This window comes from Pelagicoccus albus (assembly GCF_014230145.1).
Taxonomy (GTDB): Bacteria; Verrucomicrobiota; Verrucomicrobiia; order Opitutales; family Opitutaceae; genus Pelagicoccus; species Pelagicoccus albus.
This window is the reverse complement of record NZ_JACHVC010000007.1, coordinates 232,122-248,838: the sequence shown is the minus strand read 5'-3', so window position 1 is coordinate 248,838 and position 16,717 is coordinate 232,122. Positions and strand designations below refer to the sequence as shown.

The 16,717-nt window shown below is 52.6% G+C and carries 16 protein-coding genes and 1 tRNA gene; 1 reads left to right on the top strand and 16 read right to left on the bottom strand.

The features are described 5' to 3' along the window. Nucleotides 1–12: 12 nt before the first annotated feature. The 12 genes from H5P27_RS07880 to nuoB form a co-directional block, all read right to left on the bottom strand. Nucleotides 13–1,542, bottom strand: a complete 1,530-nt coding sequence (locus H5P27_RS07880) for a complex I subunit 4 family protein (RefSeq protein ID WP_185659847.1) — start codon at nucleotides 1,540–1,542, stop codon at nucleotides 13–15. 34 nt (nucleotides 1,543–1,576) lie between these two features. Next, entirely contained in the window at nucleotides 1,577–3,460 is a 1,884-nt protein-coding gene (nuoL, locus tag H5P27_RS07875; RefSeq protein WP_185659846.1) for an NADH-quinone oxidoreductase subunit L, read from the bottom strand. 7 nt (nucleotides 3,461–3,467) lie between these two features. Next, entirely contained in the window at nucleotides 3,468–3,773 is a 306-nt protein-coding gene (gene nuoK, locus H5P27_RS07870) for an NADH-quinone oxidoreductase subunit NuoK (RefSeq protein ID WP_185659845.1), read from the bottom strand. Nucleotides 3,774–3,823: 50 nt separating this feature from the next. Continuing rightward, entirely contained in the window at nucleotides 3,824–4,327 is a 504-nt protein-coding gene (locus H5P27_RS07865; RefSeq protein ID WP_185659844.1) for an NADH-quinone oxidoreductase subunit J family protein, read from the bottom strand. Between the two features lie 144 nt (nucleotides 4,328–4,471). After that, entirely contained in the window at nucleotides 4,472–5,014 is a 543-nt protein-coding gene (locus H5P27_RS07860; RefSeq protein ID WP_185659843.1) for a NuoI/complex I 23 kDa subunit family protein, read from the bottom strand. 12 nt (nucleotides 5,015–5,026) lie between these two features. After that, nucleotides 5,027–6,130: a complex I subunit 1/NuoH family protein gene (locus H5P27_RS07855; RefSeq protein ID WP_185659842.1), complete on the bottom strand. Its 1,104-nt coding sequence runs from the start codon at nucleotides 6,128–6,130 to the stop codon at nucleotides 5,027–5,029. A gap of 5 nt (nucleotides 6,131–6,135) precedes the next feature. Next, entirely contained in the window at nucleotides 6,136–7,836 is a 1,701-nt protein-coding gene (locus H5P27_RS07850) for an NADH-quinone oxidoreductase subunit G (RefSeq protein ID WP_185659841.1), read from the bottom strand. Further along, the gene (gene nuoF, locus H5P27_RS07845) at nucleotides 7,829–9,193 is read right to left on the bottom strand and encodes an NADH-quinone oxidoreductase subunit NuoF (RefSeq protein WP_185659840.1); all 1,365 of its coding nucleotides are present in this window, start codon (nucleotides 9,191–9,193) and stop codon (nucleotides 7,829–7,831) included. Before nuoF ends, H5P27_RS07850 begins: the two co-directional genes overlap by 8 nt. Nucleotides 9,194–9,198: 5 nt before the next feature. Continuing rightward, nucleotides 9,199–9,681: an NADH-quinone oxidoreductase subunit NuoE family protein gene (locus H5P27_RS07840; RefSeq protein ID WP_185659839.1), complete on the bottom strand. Its 483-nt coding sequence runs from the start codon at nucleotides 9,679–9,681 to the stop codon at nucleotides 9,199–9,201. Between the two features lie 79 nt (nucleotides 9,682–9,760). Further along, nucleotides 9,761–11,002: an NADH dehydrogenase (quinone) subunit D gene (nuoD, locus tag H5P27_RS07835; RefSeq protein WP_185659838.1), complete on the bottom strand. Its 1,242-nt coding sequence runs from the start codon at nucleotides 11,000–11,002 to the stop codon at nucleotides 9,761–9,763. A gap of 43 nt (nucleotides 11,003–11,045) precedes the next feature. Next, nucleotides 11,046–11,666: an NADH-quinone oxidoreductase subunit C gene (locus H5P27_RS07830; protein WP_185659837.1), complete on the bottom strand. Its 621-nt coding sequence runs from the start codon at nucleotides 11,664–11,666 to the stop codon at nucleotides 11,046–11,048. A 12-nt stretch (nucleotides 11,667–11,678) separates the two neighbouring features. After that, nucleotides 11,679–12,194, bottom strand: a complete 516-nt coding sequence (gene nuoB, locus H5P27_RS07825; RefSeq protein ID WP_185659836.1) for an NADH-quinone oxidoreductase subunit NuoB — start codon at nucleotides 12,192–12,194, stop codon at nucleotides 11,679–11,681. A 190-nt stretch (nucleotides 12,195–12,384) separates the two neighbouring features. Between nuoB and H5P27_RS07820 the strand changes: the two genes are divergently transcribed. Then, nucleotides 12,385–12,474: transfer RNA gene (locus H5P27_RS07820), tRNA-Ser, on the top strand. Nucleotides 12,475–12,590: 116 nt separating this feature from the next. On the opposite strand, the gene H5P27_RS07815 is transcribed toward H5P27_RS07820, so the two are convergent. From H5P27_RS07815 to H5P27_RS07800, 4 genes are all read right to left on the bottom strand, one after another. Then, nucleotides 12,591–13,244 (bottom strand): hypothetical protein, encoded by a 654-nt coding sequence (locus tag H5P27_RS07815; RefSeq protein WP_185659835.1) that lies wholly within the window; start codon nucleotides 13,242–13,244, stop codon nucleotides 12,591–12,593. Between the two features lie 72 nt (nucleotides 13,245–13,316). Continuing rightward, nucleotides 13,317–14,288: an ATP-grasp fold amidoligase family protein gene (locus tag H5P27_RS07810; protein WP_185659834.1), complete on the bottom strand. Its 972-nt coding sequence runs from the start codon at nucleotides 14,286–14,288 to the stop codon at nucleotides 13,317–13,319. A gap of 68 nt (nucleotides 14,289–14,356) precedes the next feature. Beyond that, nucleotides 14,357–15,682: an ABC transporter ATP-binding protein gene (locus H5P27_RS07805; protein ID WP_185659833.1), complete on the bottom strand. Its 1,326-nt coding sequence runs from the start codon at nucleotides 15,680–15,682 to the stop codon at nucleotides 14,357–14,359. A 7-nt stretch (nucleotides 15,683–15,689) separates the two neighbouring features. After that, on the bottom strand, nucleotides 15,690–16,580 hold the full coding sequence (locus H5P27_RS07800; protein WP_185659832.1) for an ABC transporter permease: 891 nt from the start codon (nucleotides 16,578–16,580) through the stop codon (nucleotides 15,690–15,692). Nucleotides 16,581–16,717: the final 137 nt, after the last annotated feature.

The following is a 16,717-nucleotide window of genomic DNA, read 5'->3' as shown; positions in this document are numbered from 1 at the left end:
GTATCCAAAAAGTTAATTGCCAGCTTCGGCCGTCGCGTAGACGGGTTCGCTCTCAAGAGCGTCGTTGAGTGAGGAGGAGATGGTCTTCGGGAAGAAGCCGATGAAGAAAAGCAGAACGATCAGAATCAAAGCGGGAATACGCTCGCTCCAAGTAATATCTGTCACGGTGTGATCCTTTTGGACTTCTAGAAAATCTTCCGACTCGTCGCCAAAGAAGATCCGAGCAATCGCCCGCAGAGCGTAGATCGCAGAAATGATAATTCCGGTGGCCGCTACAAAAAGGACCCATGAGAAATCCGTCTGCCAGATGCTGACGAAAATTCCGAATTCACCCCAGAAGTTTGCGAGACCTGGTCCGGGCAACGCGATACTGGCCATCATACCACAAACGAAGAAAGCGCTGAGCACGGGAGCCTTTTTCGATAGGCCACCCATTTCCTCCATCTCGAAGGTTTGGGTGCGGTGATGGATCATGGTGGAGAGCATGAACAGAAGCGCTACAGTGAGACCGTGGGCCACCATCATGATCACTGCTCCACCCGCTCCGAGGACTGACATAGCCGCGATTCCGAGGAAAGCGTAGCCCATGTGCATCACCGAACTGTAACCAAGCATTTGTTTCAGATCGCGTTGGGCCATTGTAACCAGTCCCACGATCACCACATTGCCCAGAGCGAGCCAGATGATCCAAGACTCCCACTGCCCTACTCCACCAGGAATGAGCGGTACCGCGATTTGAATGAGTCCGTAGAGTCCAAACTTTTTCAAAACACCGGCGTGCAACATAGCAGCAGAACTTGGGGCTGCCCCATAGCCGAGCGGAGCCCAAGTGTGCAAAGGCCAAAGTGAAACGAGAATTCCGAATCCGAAAAGCAACAGTCCAAAGGCGTAGTGCGAAACGGTTTCGCTCAATGGGGCTGCTGCGAGGTGCTGCTTCAGCGTAATCAGATCAAAGGACTCGGCACCGCTCTTTACGTAGAGGGTAATCAATCCGGCCAAGGAAAGCATCGCTCCCAAAGTGAGGTAGATAGTCATCTTCATCGCAGCGTAACCGCGATCACGACCACCCCAGACTCCCACCATCACGAAAGTCGGGATCAGAGCGAGTTCGTGGAAGAAGTAGAAGAAGAAGACATCGATAGAGGCGAAGACTCCCATCAGACCGCCTTGCATGATCAGAAGGCAGAAAAGGTAACGGGAGAGATTTTCAGCCTTGGACTGAGCCGCGTAGAGCCCTGCTGCCAAACCAACGACGGCCGCCATCACGAATAAAGGAAGGGAAACACCGTTAAGGCCGAGGTGAAGGCTGATGCCGACTGCTTCCAGACCGGTGTTGTGACGTGTGACAAAATCGTAGCCTCCCGCGACTTCGGGACTGTAGGTGATCCAAGCGAAAATCGCCAGAATGGTGGGGATCGCAAAACCTGCCACCGATACGATCTGCGCGGCGGGTCGACCGATCTTGCCCGCCCAGAGCGTGGCGAATGCAGCGACAATCGGTACCGCTATGGTGAAATGAAGAAGTGAAACGGAGTCGTTCATTTTAGAAATTCGTTTTGGAAGTTACCGATGGAGCTTAACCGGCAAAGAACCAGAAGAGAGCAAGACCGGCGATGAACCAGTAAACATATTGATGCAGGCTTCCGACGTGCAGACTTTTCAACCCGATACCGACCAAACCTGCCACTCCCGCCGCGCCGCGGATAATCAAACCGGACAAGGCGATCTGCTCTAGGAAATGGAGCGTTAGAGCCACGCGTTGTTGGATCTTGGCAATGTAGAAATTGTAGAGCTCGTCGAAGAAAAACTTCTTCTCGAGTACTGCGTAAACAGGCCCCAGCATCTTCTTGAACGGATCTTCGCTCGCCCCTGCGCGGAAGAAGAAAAATGCTGCTGCGAGACCTACGAGCCATGCGACTCCGCCGTACATTGCAATCAAGGTATGGTGTTCGCCATGAGCGATATGCTCGCCCGCTTCGATGATGGGCTTAAGCGCCTCCGGATAAATAAATCCGAATCCACCCACAACCGCGAGGATAGCCAAAAGGATGAGCGGCACAGTCATAACTGGCCCGTTCTCATGGGCATGCTCCGCGTTTTCGGAATTCGGGCTACCGAAGAAAGCGATTTTCCAAAGGCGGATCATGTAGAAAGTGGTGAGGAACGCGCCGAATACCAACAGGTAGAAGGCGGCACTGTTCTGCTCGAAAGCCAAAGCCAAGATCGCATCCTTGGAATAGAAGCCCGCCGAGATGAACGGGGTTCCAATCAAGGCCATCAAACCGAGCGTGAAGCAAATGAAGGTAATCTTCATCTTCTTGGCGAGACCACCCATCTTAAAGATGTCCTGCTCGTGGTGACAGGCGTGAATGATCGAACCGGATCCGAGGAAGAGCAAAGCCTTGAAGAAGGCGTGAGTGGTAAGGTGGAACATCGCTGCCGCGACCCCACCTGAAATGACCGCTTCGTGCATGTTGGCGTGATCGGCATCGAGTGAAGCCAAAGTGCCAAGACCAAATGCTGCCACCATATAGCCGAGCTGCGAAACCGTGGAGTAAGCCAAGATCTTCTTGATGTCGCGTTGAGCGACGGCGGTAAGTCCTGCGTAAATCGCAGTTGCCACACCCACCCAGAGGATCACCTGCAGGGCATCGGCTGTCATGAGAAAACCGGTACGGCACAAAAGGAAAACACCGGCAGCAACCATGGTCGCCGCGTGAATCAAAGCGGACACCGGTGTCGGGCCTTCCATCGCGTCTGGAAGCCAAACGTGCAATGGGATCTGGCCGGATTTACCGACTGTCCCGCAAAAGAGTAACAAACCAAGAGCTGCGGTCGTTACTGCAACTTCGCCGGAAACGACCATCTCGTTCATCTCAGTCAAGTTCACGGTGCCGAACATTCCGATCGCCATGGCGATACCGATCAGGAATCCGAAGTCACCCACGCGATTGGTGATGAATGCCTTCTTCGAAGCAGCAGCGGCACTGGGCTTATCGAGGTAGAAACCGATTAGCATGTAGGAACTGAAACCAACCAATTCCCAAAAGATGAAAAGCGTCACCAAGCTGCTAGCCATCACAAGGCCGAGCATGGAGAACATGAAGATCGAAAGACCACCGAAGAAGCGGGCCTTGTTCGGATCTTCCTTCATGTATCCAAGGCTGAATACGTGAACGAGGAAACCGACGAAAGCCACGACGAAGAGCATTAGCTTGGCGAGATCGTCGACTAGGAAACCGAAGTCCAAAGAAAGCGGCCCAAACTCAATCCAGTTCACGTTGAACTCGAAGTTATCTAGGCGGAAAATGATGTGACCCGCAGTAGCAAGGATCAGAGCGGCGGCTCCGACGGAGATGCCAGAAGCCAAAGCCCCATTGCGACGCATGCCGAGAGCGATCGCAGTCGCAGAAAGGAGAGGAAACGCCAGCAGCGCGTAAGCGAAAATTTCAGGATTCATCGGAAATCTAGTTTTTCAGGGCGTTGAGGTCCGGAACCTGTACGGTCTGGCGTTTGCGGAATAGAGCCACGATGATCGCCAAGCCTACAGCCACTTCTGCAGCAGCTACCGTGATCGTGAAGAAGACGAAAACCGATCCGCTCATGCCACCGTGGTATCGGGAAAAGGCGACAAGCGCCAGGTTCGAGGCGTTCAGCATGAGCTCTAGGCACATGTAGATGACGAGGGTATTTTTGCGTCGCAGCACACCAAAGAATCCGATGGCGAAAAGCGCGGCGCTTACCGCTATGTATTGTTCAAGTCCGACGGTCATCGTTTGAGAAAGGGAAAAGTTTGTCTAGAGAAGGGTCTAATTCGGGAGCGCTAGTCGGTTTTCACTTTCTTGCTCAGAACGATGACTCCAATCATCGCGATCAGTAGAAGGAAACCAGTGACCTGCATGGGCAATTGGTATGTGGTGAAGAGCTCGTATCCGAAATTCTTGAGGGAAGCGCCCGCCGCGTCAGGCAAGGTCGATGCAGTTGCCTTGATGTTATCGCTGGAGGAGATACTCACGATGCCCACAATCAATAGGGCGAATCCGATAACGCTGGCCACCCAAGTGAGCGGTTTCACGCGGTGCTGCGTTTCGTCCTTCACATCGAGAAGCATGATGATGAAGAGGAAGAGCACCACGACTGCTCCGGCGTAAACAAGCACTTGGATTACAGCCAAAAAGTAGGCTTCCAAAGTCACAAAAAGAGAAGCCATCCCGAGGAAGGTCAGGATGAGATACATCGCGGCGTTAACCGGATTACGGCTAAACACGACACCAAAGGCGGCCCCAAGGGAGAGAGTCGCGAATATGTAGAAAAACAGGTCAGTCATTTGAGGGAAAGGAAGAGAGGTTTTGGGTCGTCGAGCTTCTGAAGGAAGATACCGAACCGGATTTAGTGCCGTGATTGTCCTGCATTTTAGTCTTCATCGCCCTTCGATTTTGTTAGCCTTCTATCTTGATGCCTTGGTCAAAGATTAGTGGTGGCCTCCACCATGTTCAGCCGCTTCCTTTTTCTTCTTCCATTTGAAGTGCTCATCCGGAAGCGTTCCGCCGAGTTCGTAAAGTTTGGCTTTGTTGTTCACCATTTCGGCTCGGCTGTAACCGGACATCGAATACTGATTCTGTAGCCAGATCGCCTCTTCAGGACAAACTTCCTGGCACATGCCGCAGTAGATGCAGCGGAGCATATCGATATCGAACTCCTTGGGGCCCTTCTCCACGTGGCGATAGTCGCTGCCTTCAGGGATCTCACCTGGAGTGATACGGATCGCCTTGGGAGGACATACGAACTCGCAAAGCTGGCAGGATACGCACTTTTCGCGACCTTCCGGATCTTTAACCAAAGTGGGCACACCGCGGTAGCCAACTGGGATTGGAGGACGTTGCTCCGGATACTCCATGGTCACCGTTTCGCCGAAAAACATGCGGCGGAAGGTTACCATAAGACCGCGAGCGATCTCTGGAATGTAGAGCTTTTCGAGTAAATTAAGTGGTTTTCTCTTAACGACGATGGCCATGGCTCGTGTGGGTTAAGGTCTCTCCAAAAAGTAGATGATAAAGGTGTAGACGATCAGGTTCGCGATGGAGGCGGGCAAAAGCATTTGCCAGCCGATACGCATTACTTGGTCGTAGCGGAAACGTGGAAGCGTCCAACGAATCCACATGAAGAAAAACATAAAGCCGCAAAGCTTGGCGATCAGTGTGCCGACGGAAAGAACCCCGACGAGCCAACCACTGACTCCGAAATCCGCCCAAGTGGCGAACGGCAATGGATGCCAACCACCGAGGAAGAGAATAGCTACCACAGCGGAGCCGACCAGCATGTGCGCGTACTCGCCCACGAAGAAGAGGCCGAACTTGAAAGAGCTGTATTCAGTGTGGAAACCGCTAACGAGCTCCGTTTCGGATTCCGCCATATCGAAAGGCAAACGGTTGGTTTCGGCGAAGATACAAACCACGAAAATCAGGAAAGATGCAGGCATCCACATGGCGTACCATAGTCCGCCACCTTGTGAATTCACCACATCAACCAAGCTCAACGAACCTTCGCTGCCGGGAGCGTTAACCCACATAAACACCGGCAAGATGGAGATACCCATGGCCAGTTCGTAGGAGATCATTTGAGCGGAAGCGCGAATGCCACCAAGAAACGGATACTTGGAGTTGGATGACCAACCGCCCAAGACCACTCCGTAAACACCGAGCGAAGAAACCGCCAAGAGGAACAGCATAGCTACGTTTAGATCGGTCAAAACCAAGGTCACTACCTCGCCCGCCGCATTGGTGTAGTAACCAAAAGGCACCACCACTACAGTCGTCAAAGCGGGGATCAACGCCATGATCGGAGCCATGGTGAAGTAGAACTTGTTAACGTGGCCTGGAGTAACGTCTTCCTTGAAAAGGAACTTCAATCCGTCTGCCACCGGCTGGAAAACGCCGAGACGAGTAAGGAATTTTCCCACTACCGGAATAGATCCGACAAATGGAAGTGTAGTCCGGTTTGGTCCTACGCGGCCTTGAATCCAGCTCGAGATCTTTCGCTCAGCGAGTACCGCGTAAGAGCAAAAGCCCATCAGCACGCTCACTACGATGATCGCGTAGATCGCCTTGATTGCTATTTCAGAGATTTCCATGACGCTTATTCCGCTGCGGCTTCTTCAAGCTTAGGTTCAAAGTGGAGTGACTTCCCTTCCACGAAGGCCAGTCCCGAAAACGCCGAACCGTCTAAGAGCACACCGGTGTCGGCGATTCCCTTGAAACTGAGGCCTTCAAAAATGCTTCCTTCCGCCGCGATTTTCTCCCAAACGGTGCCCACCACAGAGGGACAGGTTTCACCGGTCAAAGAGGCGAGGATCGCTGACAATGCAGCCAAGTCGTCAATCGACCCCACTGGACCGGGAACGACTTTGTGGAATTTTTGGATACGGAACTGTTGGTTGATCAACGTACCCGACTTTTCGAATTGAGTTAGACCGGCTATCGCCACATCCGCACTCTTGGTCGTGGCCGTGGCATGCGTATCGATCGCGACCAGCTTGACCTTCTTGAGTTGTTCTTCACTCAAGCCCGCCGCAACCAAATCTTCCTTGGTGGCCAAGACGACTTTCACTTCGCCACTATCGATTTGAGCGCCGAGGGCGGAAAGCTTTTCGCTTGGAAGTTCGGAGATAAGTCCAGTCGCCAGAGCTCCACGCACGTTCGGGTTGCGGTCTTTGGAGATGAGAATTCCGTCATCGTCTCCGTATCGAGCAACCAAGTACACGCCCTTTGCATTAACTTGATCCGCGATCTGCTTGAGCACGAATTGCTCTTCTACAGTGTTTCGGCCTGAAGCGACAATCGCGACGCCCTCCCCTTTCAGGATTTCGCCGGCTGCCTTCAAAGCTTCAACAGCGGAAGTCTCAGAGCCGTTCACAGACGAATAGGAAAATCGATCTTCCGACTCGATCTGCTTGTAGAGTTCGCGGCCGGAGTCTGGCATCCAAGTGTCGTTAACCTCGTCGTTGCGACGCGGCGTCACGCGGTACACCTTGCCTTCGCGAGAGGAAACAACCGTGTTGCAACCAACGCTGCTTTCGAAATCGATGCTCTTGCTTTCCTTGAGGAACCAGACACGCATCTTGAAACGGAAATCGGTGCTGGTAAGAGCCCCGACCGGACAAATATCGACCGTGTTGAGCGAGTAGTTGTTGGCCAACTCCTTGCCTGGGAAGCAGGTCAAAGTGGAGTAGCTGCCGCGGTCGGTGAAACCAAGCACGTCGTCCTTGGCGATCTCTTGCGAAAAGCGGATACAACGGGAGCAGAGGATACAACGCTCGTCATCCAAAGTAACCCGTGGCCCGAGACGCGTACGCTTAGGCTTTACGTTCTTTTCTTCGACGAAGCGGCTGTATCCACGACCGTGAGACGCGGAAAACTCTTGGAGCTTACACTCGCCGGCTTGGTCGCAAATCGGGCAATCCAAGGGGTGGTTTACGAGAAGAAACTCGGTTACCGCCTCGCGAGACTCGATAGCCTTGGGCGAGCTTGTCTTGATGTGCATCCCAGGAGCCGCGTTGGTTCCGCAAGCGATGGCTGGGCCTGGCATCCACATGATCTTCGGGGTGCCGTCCTCGTTGAGCATCGGCTCGCCAGTCGCGCGATCGCGGCCGGGCATTCCCATCTCAACCAAACACATACGGCAGTTGCCCGCGATGGAGAGCTTGGGATGGTAGCAGTAGTGCGGGACCTCCTTGCCGAGCATTTTGACGGCTTCCACCATGTTAGTACCCGGAGGCACCTGCAGGTCTTGCCCGTCAATATTGACCGTTATCAAGTTATCTTTCTTTTCCTCAGCCATTACACGCGAGTTCCTTTATGGCTTGGCGGTCAGCATTTGGATCGCTGAGGTGCGCCGCATATTTTCTAAATTCGTCTTCAAATTTGGCAATGTAGCTCTGAACCGGCCACGCCACCGCAAAACCGAAGGCGCAGATGGTCCGGCCCGCAATCTGTCCTGCGACGTCGAGCATAAGATCCACGTCTTCCGGACGAGCCTCCCCGTGAACCATGCGAGAGGTAATCTTCTTGAGCCAGAGCGATCCTTCGCGACAGGGCGTACACTGTCCGCAAGACTCGTGGGAATAGAAGGCCATCAGATTAGCCAAAGCAGCTGGGATCGATACCGTGTCATCGAGTACCATCATCCCGCCTGAACCAGACATGGAACCTGCCGCCGCAATACCATCGTAGTCGAGTGGGATGTCTTCCAGCCCCCAATTGTAGTCCGTTCCGTCTGGGTTCTTACCCTTGTAGCGTTCGCCGTTCTTGAGAATCTTCATGGAAGATCCACCCGGAATGATCGCTTTGATAGATCTGCCAGGAAGCGGGCCGCCGCAAATGTCGTAAACGAGTTCGCCCAGAGTTAGGCCAGCCACTTCGTAGTAGCCCGGACGCTGTACTCCTCCAGAGACACACCAGATGCGAGTGCCGGCATTATTCGGACGACCGATCTTAGTGAATTCCTCGGCACCCATGTCGAGGATGTGTACCGCGTTACAAAGCGTTTCCACGTTGTTGACGATGGTTGGGCAGTTGTAGAGCCCAAGAACCGCTGGGAAGTACGGCGGCTTGATTCTTGGATTAGCACGCTTGCCTTCCAGAGATTCGATCAATCCGGTTTCTTCACCGCAAATGTAGGCCGCAGCCCCACGGTGTACGACGATGTCGCAACTGTATCCGGATCCTAATACGTTATCGCCAACGAAGTTCTTTTCCTTCGCTTCGAGAATTGCCTGATCGAGGATCTTCGCGCCATACGGCATCTCCTCGCGGATGTAGATAAAGGCTTTCGCTACGTTGTTAGCGAAACAAGAAATCATGATCCCCTCGATCAGTTGATGAGGGTCCTTGTGTACGATTTGACGGTCCTTGAAAGTACCGGGCTCCGACTCGTCACAATTGCAAACAAGATAGATTGGCTTGCCGGACTTGCGATCAACAAAGCTCCACTTCAGGCCGCAAGGGAATCCCGCTCCACCACGTCCACGCAAAGTCGACTTTTTGACTTCGTCCATGATCGCCTGAGGCTCCATGGTAACCGCCTTCTTAAGCATGTCGTAGCCTCCATGTTCCATGTAGCTATCGATGTGCGGCGTGTAGCCGGGCTCATCGGCATACTTGAGAATCAGGCGCTGCTCTTTCGGATGTACTGCCATCTTAACTACGCTTTGGCCTCCGCTTTGATCTTGTCGCAAATTTCCTTAGCCTTCTCGACGGTCAGGTTCTCGTGAAGATCCTCATCAACCAACATTACCGGAGCACTTCCGCAACTGGCCAAGCACTCGGCGAACTCGATCGTTACTTCGCCGTCGGCGGATACTGCGTTTAGCTCGGTCTCGAACTCTTGCAGCATTTTGTCGCAAACCTTGGCCCCTCCGGCCATCGCGCAGGAAAGGGTGCGGCACACGCGAATGTGACGCTTGCCAATCTTGTGCTGACGGAAGAACGGGTAGAAAGTGACCACCGATAGTACATTGATCGGGGCGATTCCAAGTTTCTCAGCCACCCATTCAGCGGCCTCGTTGGAGATGGCACCCTGATCCTTTTGGATGGCGTGCAACAATGGCATAACCGCGCTCTGCGCTTCCGGATATTTCGGAATCGCGGCTTCGATCTCAGCTAGCGTCTCTGGCTTTAAGTCCATTTATTTTAAAATCAATTTGCTACCCGCGAATCTCACAAATCCTCACGAAAATTTCTCGTATTTGCGGGAAAGAAAAAACCTAACGATCGCATTCCCCCATAACGAAGTCGAAACTGCCTAGGATCGACGGGATGTCGGAAACCATACTGCCTACGCAAAGCTTCGGCAGAATGCTCAAGTTACAGAAGGACGGGCCGCGAATCTTCATGCGGTACGGGACCCCTCCCCCTTTGGAGTGGATGAAGAATCCAAGTGCACCCTTCGGAGCTTCCCCTTCGAAGTAAACTTCTCCCGCAGGAATTTGAGGACCTTCCGTGGTGATCATGAAGTTTTGGATCAACTCCTCCATGGAAGTCAGGGTCTTGTCCTTATGAGGAAGGATAACCTTCTTGGCGTCTTCGGCACGGTAAGGACCGCTCGGCATCTTTTCGATAACCTGACGGATGATGCGAACACTCTGCCGCATCTCTACCATGCGAACGAGGTAACGGTCGTAGCAGTCTCCATTTTCCCCCAAAGCCACTTCAAAGTCGTACTTCTCGTAGCCTGAGTAAGGAGCGTCACGACGGAGGTCTACGTCCACCCCGGAGGCTCGTGCGTTTGGACCAGTCAACCCGTAGGCGATGGCATCTTCCTTGGAAATAGTGCCAATGTCCGCGGTGCGGTCGTAGAATACGCGATTACGCGACAGCAGGCTTTCGACGTCATCGAGCAAGGGCAGGAAGTTATCGCAGAAAGCCAAAACCTTATCCGTCCAGCCCCCTGGCATGTCACGAGTAACACCCCCGATACGGCTGTAGCTAGTAGTAAAACGGGCTCCGGTAAGCTCCTCGAAGAGCGTGTACAAGTGCTCGCGCTCAGTGAACGTGATCATGAACACGGTAAGAGCTCCCACGTCCATGGTGTAAGCTCCCAGGCCCAACAAGTGGGAAGAGATACGAGCCATTTCACTAGTCAGGACACGGATGGCCTGACAACGCTCGGGAACCTCGATACCGGCCAGCTTTTCAACGGCGATCGCATAAATGGCGTTGTTGGCCAAAGGAGCGAGGTAGTCCAGTCGGTCCGTGTAAGGCACGAACTGGTTGTAAGTCATGTTCTCGGCGATCTTCTCGTCGCCACGGTGCAAGTATCCCAGTACCGGATCGCACTTTTGAATAATCTCGCCGTCGAGCTCTAGATTGAGACGTAACACACCGTGCGTGGACGGGTGAGAAGGTCCCATGCTGAGTTCGAGCTTTTCGGTCTCAAACTCCTCCGAGGCCTGGGCCGCGCGAGCGCCCGCATCGGGCATTGTGTATTCTTTAGATTCGGTCGCCATTGGCTAAATTCGTTGAGGTCTGCTCGTTTGCTTTGCCCGGAAATCAGCCCTCAGGCTTTTCCTTTTTCTCATTCCAGCTTTCGTCCTTAGCGCGTGGCTCTCTTTCCGCCTCGAAACTGGAGGAGCTCGAAACGAATGGGCCACCAGCCATCGGGGCAGGAATAACCTTGGTTCCGGTTTCTTCGCTAATCTCGCCGTCCCACAGGTCTTCTTCGTGACCAGCAAGCGGGAAATCCTTGCGTAGAGGATGGTAGGGGTAGCTGTCCCACATCAAAATGCGACGCAGGTCAGGGTGCCCCTCGTACTTGATCCCCATCAGGTCGAAGCACTCGCGCTCATGCCAATCCGCACCGGGCCAGATGCCACTCACGGTGGGGGCCACCGGGTTTTCGCTGTCAGCGCAATCCGCCGCGACTCGAACGTACACGTGGTTGCTCGTAGAGAGCAAGTGGTAGACGACGGTAAATCGGGGGGATGACTCCACACCATTATCGATACCCGTTGCGTCAACCAGCATGTCATACCCGTGGTTGTCTCTCAATGCCGTCAGAACGCTGACGAGAGAGTCGATGGGACAGTTGAAAGAGGGCCAATCGGCAGAATCGCGCTCCGCAACTTCGGAGTTAACTCCTTGCAGGGCGACGAGAAGATCTTGAGCAATCATAGCGCGGGCAGATCAGGATTTGACTTTGAAAAGATCCGAGGTCGACGTTTCCGTAGAGACCTTATCTTGCAGCTTAATTAAAGCGTCTAACAATGCTTCGGGGCGTGGAGGACAACCACTCACGTAAACGTCTACAGGAACGATTCTATCCACCCCCTGCAAGGTCGCATAAGAACGGTACATCCCGCCAGAAGAAGCGCAGGCACCCATGGCGATCACCCACTTCGGTTCCGCCATCTGGTCGTAGATTCTGCGAACGACAGGCGCCATCTTGTAGGTGACTGTACCAGCGACGATCATCACGTCCGACTGGCGTGGAGAGAAGCGCATCACCTCCGCGCCGAAGCGCGAGATATCGAACTTCGAAGCGCCGGAAGCCATGAGCTCGATCGCACAGCACGCCAAACCCATTGGCATCGGCCAAAGCGAGTGGGTGCGAATCCAGTTAATAACAGCGTCAGCCTTGGAGACAATTACTCCGCCCTCGACCTTACTGTTGTAACCTATGTCTGCGTTAGAAGAGACCATTTTTTTCGGAACACTTAAAAAGCTGACCGTAAGTAGGCCCCTCTAACATGCAAGCGGGTTTTTAGTTTTAACAGTCGCGCAAACAGTTGAGTTCAACTTTTTTAGAAAAGACATTGACCGCCGATGTTCGAGTCGACTTATTTGGCCGTTCTTTTCCAGGGACTGTCACAGAATCCCTAGAAAAAGTCATGGAGAGATGGCTGAGTGGTTTAAGGCGCACGCCTGGAAAGTGTGTGTACGGGTAACTGTACCGAGGGTTCGAATCCCTCTCTCTCCGCCACTTGAAAAAGAGCGACACGGGAAACCGCTTGAGATCGTTACATGGGTTTCACCCCGAGCAGAGAATTCGACGGATCAAGCAGGCCGCGAACTTGCCAACAAACAACGCGAGTGAGACTACTTGAACACTAAATGGCTTGGATCTCTTCCCTCTATTTTTTCCAGCAGTTCTCTCAATTGCTTCCTCGAAGTGTACTTACCACTCCACTTGGCGTTTAGTTCCTTCGATTTCGCCTCGAGCTTACGTCTTATGGACTCCAAGCTGTTCTCTTGGTAAATGAGTTCAGATGTTTTCCTCAACATTTTCAGGCATAGGATCTGTGATCCTTTCCTCAGTTCTGAATAAGTCATGTTTTCTGGCAGTCCCTTTTTCAGAACATCGAAAATCATGCCGCCATCTATCTTCCTGATTATGTGATGTAGCGTAACGCCGAAGTAGTCATGATTTTCGACAATCGGCAGGACGTCGTAACCCACACCAGGAAGTGAGGGAAGAGCAGGATGTATATTGAGTGGCAGACGCATGTGCGAAATGTCTTCGTCGTCGAAAATGAAATCGCTATAAAAGGAGATGCAGACATCCCACTGCTGAGAGCGAATGATATTCCTGATCTTCGTTTTGTTTAGCAAACTATCCTTAGCTTTGATGTCCCAAACAACGATGGTAACATTCTCAAAGTAATTCTCTACTATTTCCAGCCCCTGATAACCTAGGTTTTTATCTGCGACAAATAGCACATTAAGTTTTTTATTCTTAGGCTCTATATACATTCTAACAAATAAATTGAGTAATAAGGCTAGGGCAGAGGCACTACGGAAGGCACTTGATTGGAGTTTGCAGAGCTAGTTGAGCTGGTCCGAGGATTTGACGGAACCAAGCACTTCTTTGCTCTTCGCCGTGAGACGCTTTTTGCGACTAAGACTTCGAACTGGGCGCTTTCCAGACTTAGGTGCCTTACCCTTGGGAAGATCGAGGAGTCCGCCGAAGTACAGCTCCCAGCCAGAGGGTTCAAAAAGCCCGAGACCGCCTTCCGGGTAGAATGTGAGCTCTCCGAAAAGGATCTTGCCAAAATTCTCATAGAGATCGACGCGACAAAACGGGAAAGGCTGAGCAAGCACTGCCGCGGCGGCCAGCATCTGTGAAAGTAGCTTCGGAGCTGGAATCTCGGATGGATGAGTTGGGACACCTTTTCTGGATACGGGTAAACGATTCCATCGCGGATCGTAGAGCGTGCGAGTTCGCATGTCCGCCCCTTCCTTGATAGCCATCACAAACTCGGGCCGTCCATTGAAGCAGAAAAACTTGTACTCGCGGAGACCATCGTCCGAATCACTCTCGATCATCTCCTCGACGATAATCCCAGGTCGGATGTTGCGATAGACCGGTTCGCGATGACGATACCAATGGTTTTGCGAAAGGCGAAGGGCCAGCTTCTCGCGAGTTTGGGCCCAAGGGAAATTTGCCCGGTCGGTACAAACCGATACGCAACCATAGTCGTGATTCGTTTTAACCACAAAACGCTCGGCGGTGATCTTGGCAGGATTGATGTCACCGGGCTGATAGGTTGCCATCAATCGCGGTACGAGGAACTCGGGGCCAAGTTTCGCAGCCACGTATTCAGGAGCGGTGATTTTATCGGCGCAATGGGTTTGAAGCTCGGTCGCTCCTTGCAGTTTGAGCCAATTCAGTTTTTCGCTGAGCCCCTGTGGATTTTCCAAATTCGGTTCGACTCCATGCGTCTCAACAAATTGGCGCCGTATGAGGTCTTCCGTCGACTCCCGCTCGCACTCCATCTCCCGCTTTCTGGCCTTCATAATGTGCCAGGACAAGAGGAGATTCGGAGCCGCGTGAGCGAGCAAACATCTGGAGACCTTTCTCAACATCACTTGTTAACAGCGGGCGGTGACACAGGGATATCTTTACCCTTTGCATCCTTCATGGATTTCACGCTAGAGCCCGATAAGGATATCGTGTCGGGCTCACTTGGTTCGCAGGTAAACGGAACTAAAACGGTACACACTCGACCGGTAAATGCCTGGCCACTCGGGTAGAGGCTTCCTCCGGATACGGTGAAGATTCCGACATTCGGGATGTAGTCACTCGGCATGCTGCGAGTGAAGCAGGATATCGAGATTCGGTAGCGGCCGACCGGCAACGGGAAGGGATTCAAAGTAAAACGAATCGAGCCACTCGAGCTTATGTCCCCGTAATTCACATGCTTTGAACTGAGCTTGATCGCGCAATTCCCGTCGCTGGTGTAAAACATCACGCGGATCTCGTCGATCGCTTCCTTGGGCACTTCATAATCAATGTCGAAGTAGGCAGCCTCGCCCGCGACCAAATCCTTCGTTGGGTAACCAGCTTTATCCAAAATCCGAATACCAGTGAATCGTGCGCTTCCTTTGATCTGGCGGTCTGGGTTGTCTTTTGAAAATGGCTTTGAGTTCTCACGCTCCAAACGTGACAAGTACTGGCTAACTGCAGCTCCCGATTCGTCGTCGGCGGTGATTCGGCCATTCTCCAGAACGAGGCAGCGATCACACAATTGGCGGATCATCCCCATGTTGTGACTCACGAAAACGATGGTGCGACCTTGTCCGGCAACATCCTCCATTTTCCCAATACACTTTTCGCGGAAGGCCGCATCGCCGACGGCGAGGACCTCGTCGATGATGAGAATTTCCGGTTCTAGGTGAGCGGCGACGGAGAAGCCAACACGCACCCGCATACCGGAAGAGTAACGCTTAACCGGCGTGTCGATGAAGGTTTCGCAGTTCGCAAAATCCACGATCTCGTCAAACTTAGCGGCGACCTCTTTACGAGTCATACCGAGTATCGCTCCGTTAAGAAAGATGTTCTCTCGGCCGGTGAGTTCCGGGTGAAATCCGGTTCCGACTTCGAGCAGGCTGCCAACTCGGCCACGTAACTCGATACGGCCTTGGGTCGGTTCGGTGATGCGGCTGAGAAGTTTCAGAAGAGTCGATTTGCCGGCTCCATTTCCACCGATCAAGCCGATGACTTCGCCTCTATTGATTTCGAACGATACATCGCGGAGGGCCCAAAAATCGTCCTTCGATTCGAATTCAGATTTTCCATACCGGATCTTCTGCCAGAAACGGGAAACGTCTTCGCGCAAGGTGCCGGCGCCTAGTTGTCCCAGTCGATAGACCTTGGACAGGTTGTTAACTTTTATTATCGGCTGCTCCATCGTTCGATTACACTTTGTCGACGAAAGTTCTCTCTGTGCGTTGGAAGAGCATCAGCCCTCCGATAAATACTCCGACGCTGACGATCGCGGAATATACAAATGCTAAGGTGTTTACTTGCCCCGTGTTTAGAAGGGCGTAGCGGAAGTATTCGATAAGCGGGGCGAGCGGGTTGACAAAAACCAACCAAGCCCAGTCTTCAGGGACTCGCGCACGCACTGTATCGATCGAGTAGATGACCGGAGAAAGGTAGAGGATCATCTGCACGCCAAACGATAGAAGGAAATTCATGTCTCGATACTTTGCAGTCAGACAGGAAGTCAGAAACGAGACTCCGAGCCCGAGCAGCGCAATTTGCGTGACGACTAGCGGCAGGAATAGACAGGCGAAACCATTGATCCTCGTCTCTTCTCCGAGTCCTCCGGCGAAATGATATACAAGGTAAATCAGGGCAAAGAATGTCGCTTGGACTCCGAATGTCAGCAGGTGGCTGATTGATTGAGCCAATGGAATGGCGAGACGCTGGAAATAGACTTTTTTGAAAAGCTCCGCGTTCGTCAGAAATATCGATCCGCCCATTAGCAAAATGTTGGCGAAGTACTGCCAGGCCAGCAGCGAGCAGAGGTTGAAAAGCGGCATCGGAACACTCTCGCTCTGTAGATTCCCCAGGAATTGGATAATCATGAAAACCCCGGAAGTTAGCAGCGGCTGGATAACAAACCACGCTGGGCCCAGGATTGTTTGCTTATATTTGCTAACGAAATCCCGGTGTATAAAGAGGAATATCAAATCACGGGCCTTCCACAGAGACTTCCAGTCGATTTTGATCCAGTTCCGATTGGGCTCGATAATCGTTAGATGCTCCTCGGAATCGATTGGCTCGGTTGCGATGCTAGACATGTGGCGATAAGGGGGAACTTGAGTACTTAAATCTGAGCCTGTTAAGGGCTGGTGGCTGATCTTACGGAATTTTCGTACCTGAAATCGGTTTGAACGAACCTGACTGAAGTTGCGATACCCAATTAGTTATTTGTACC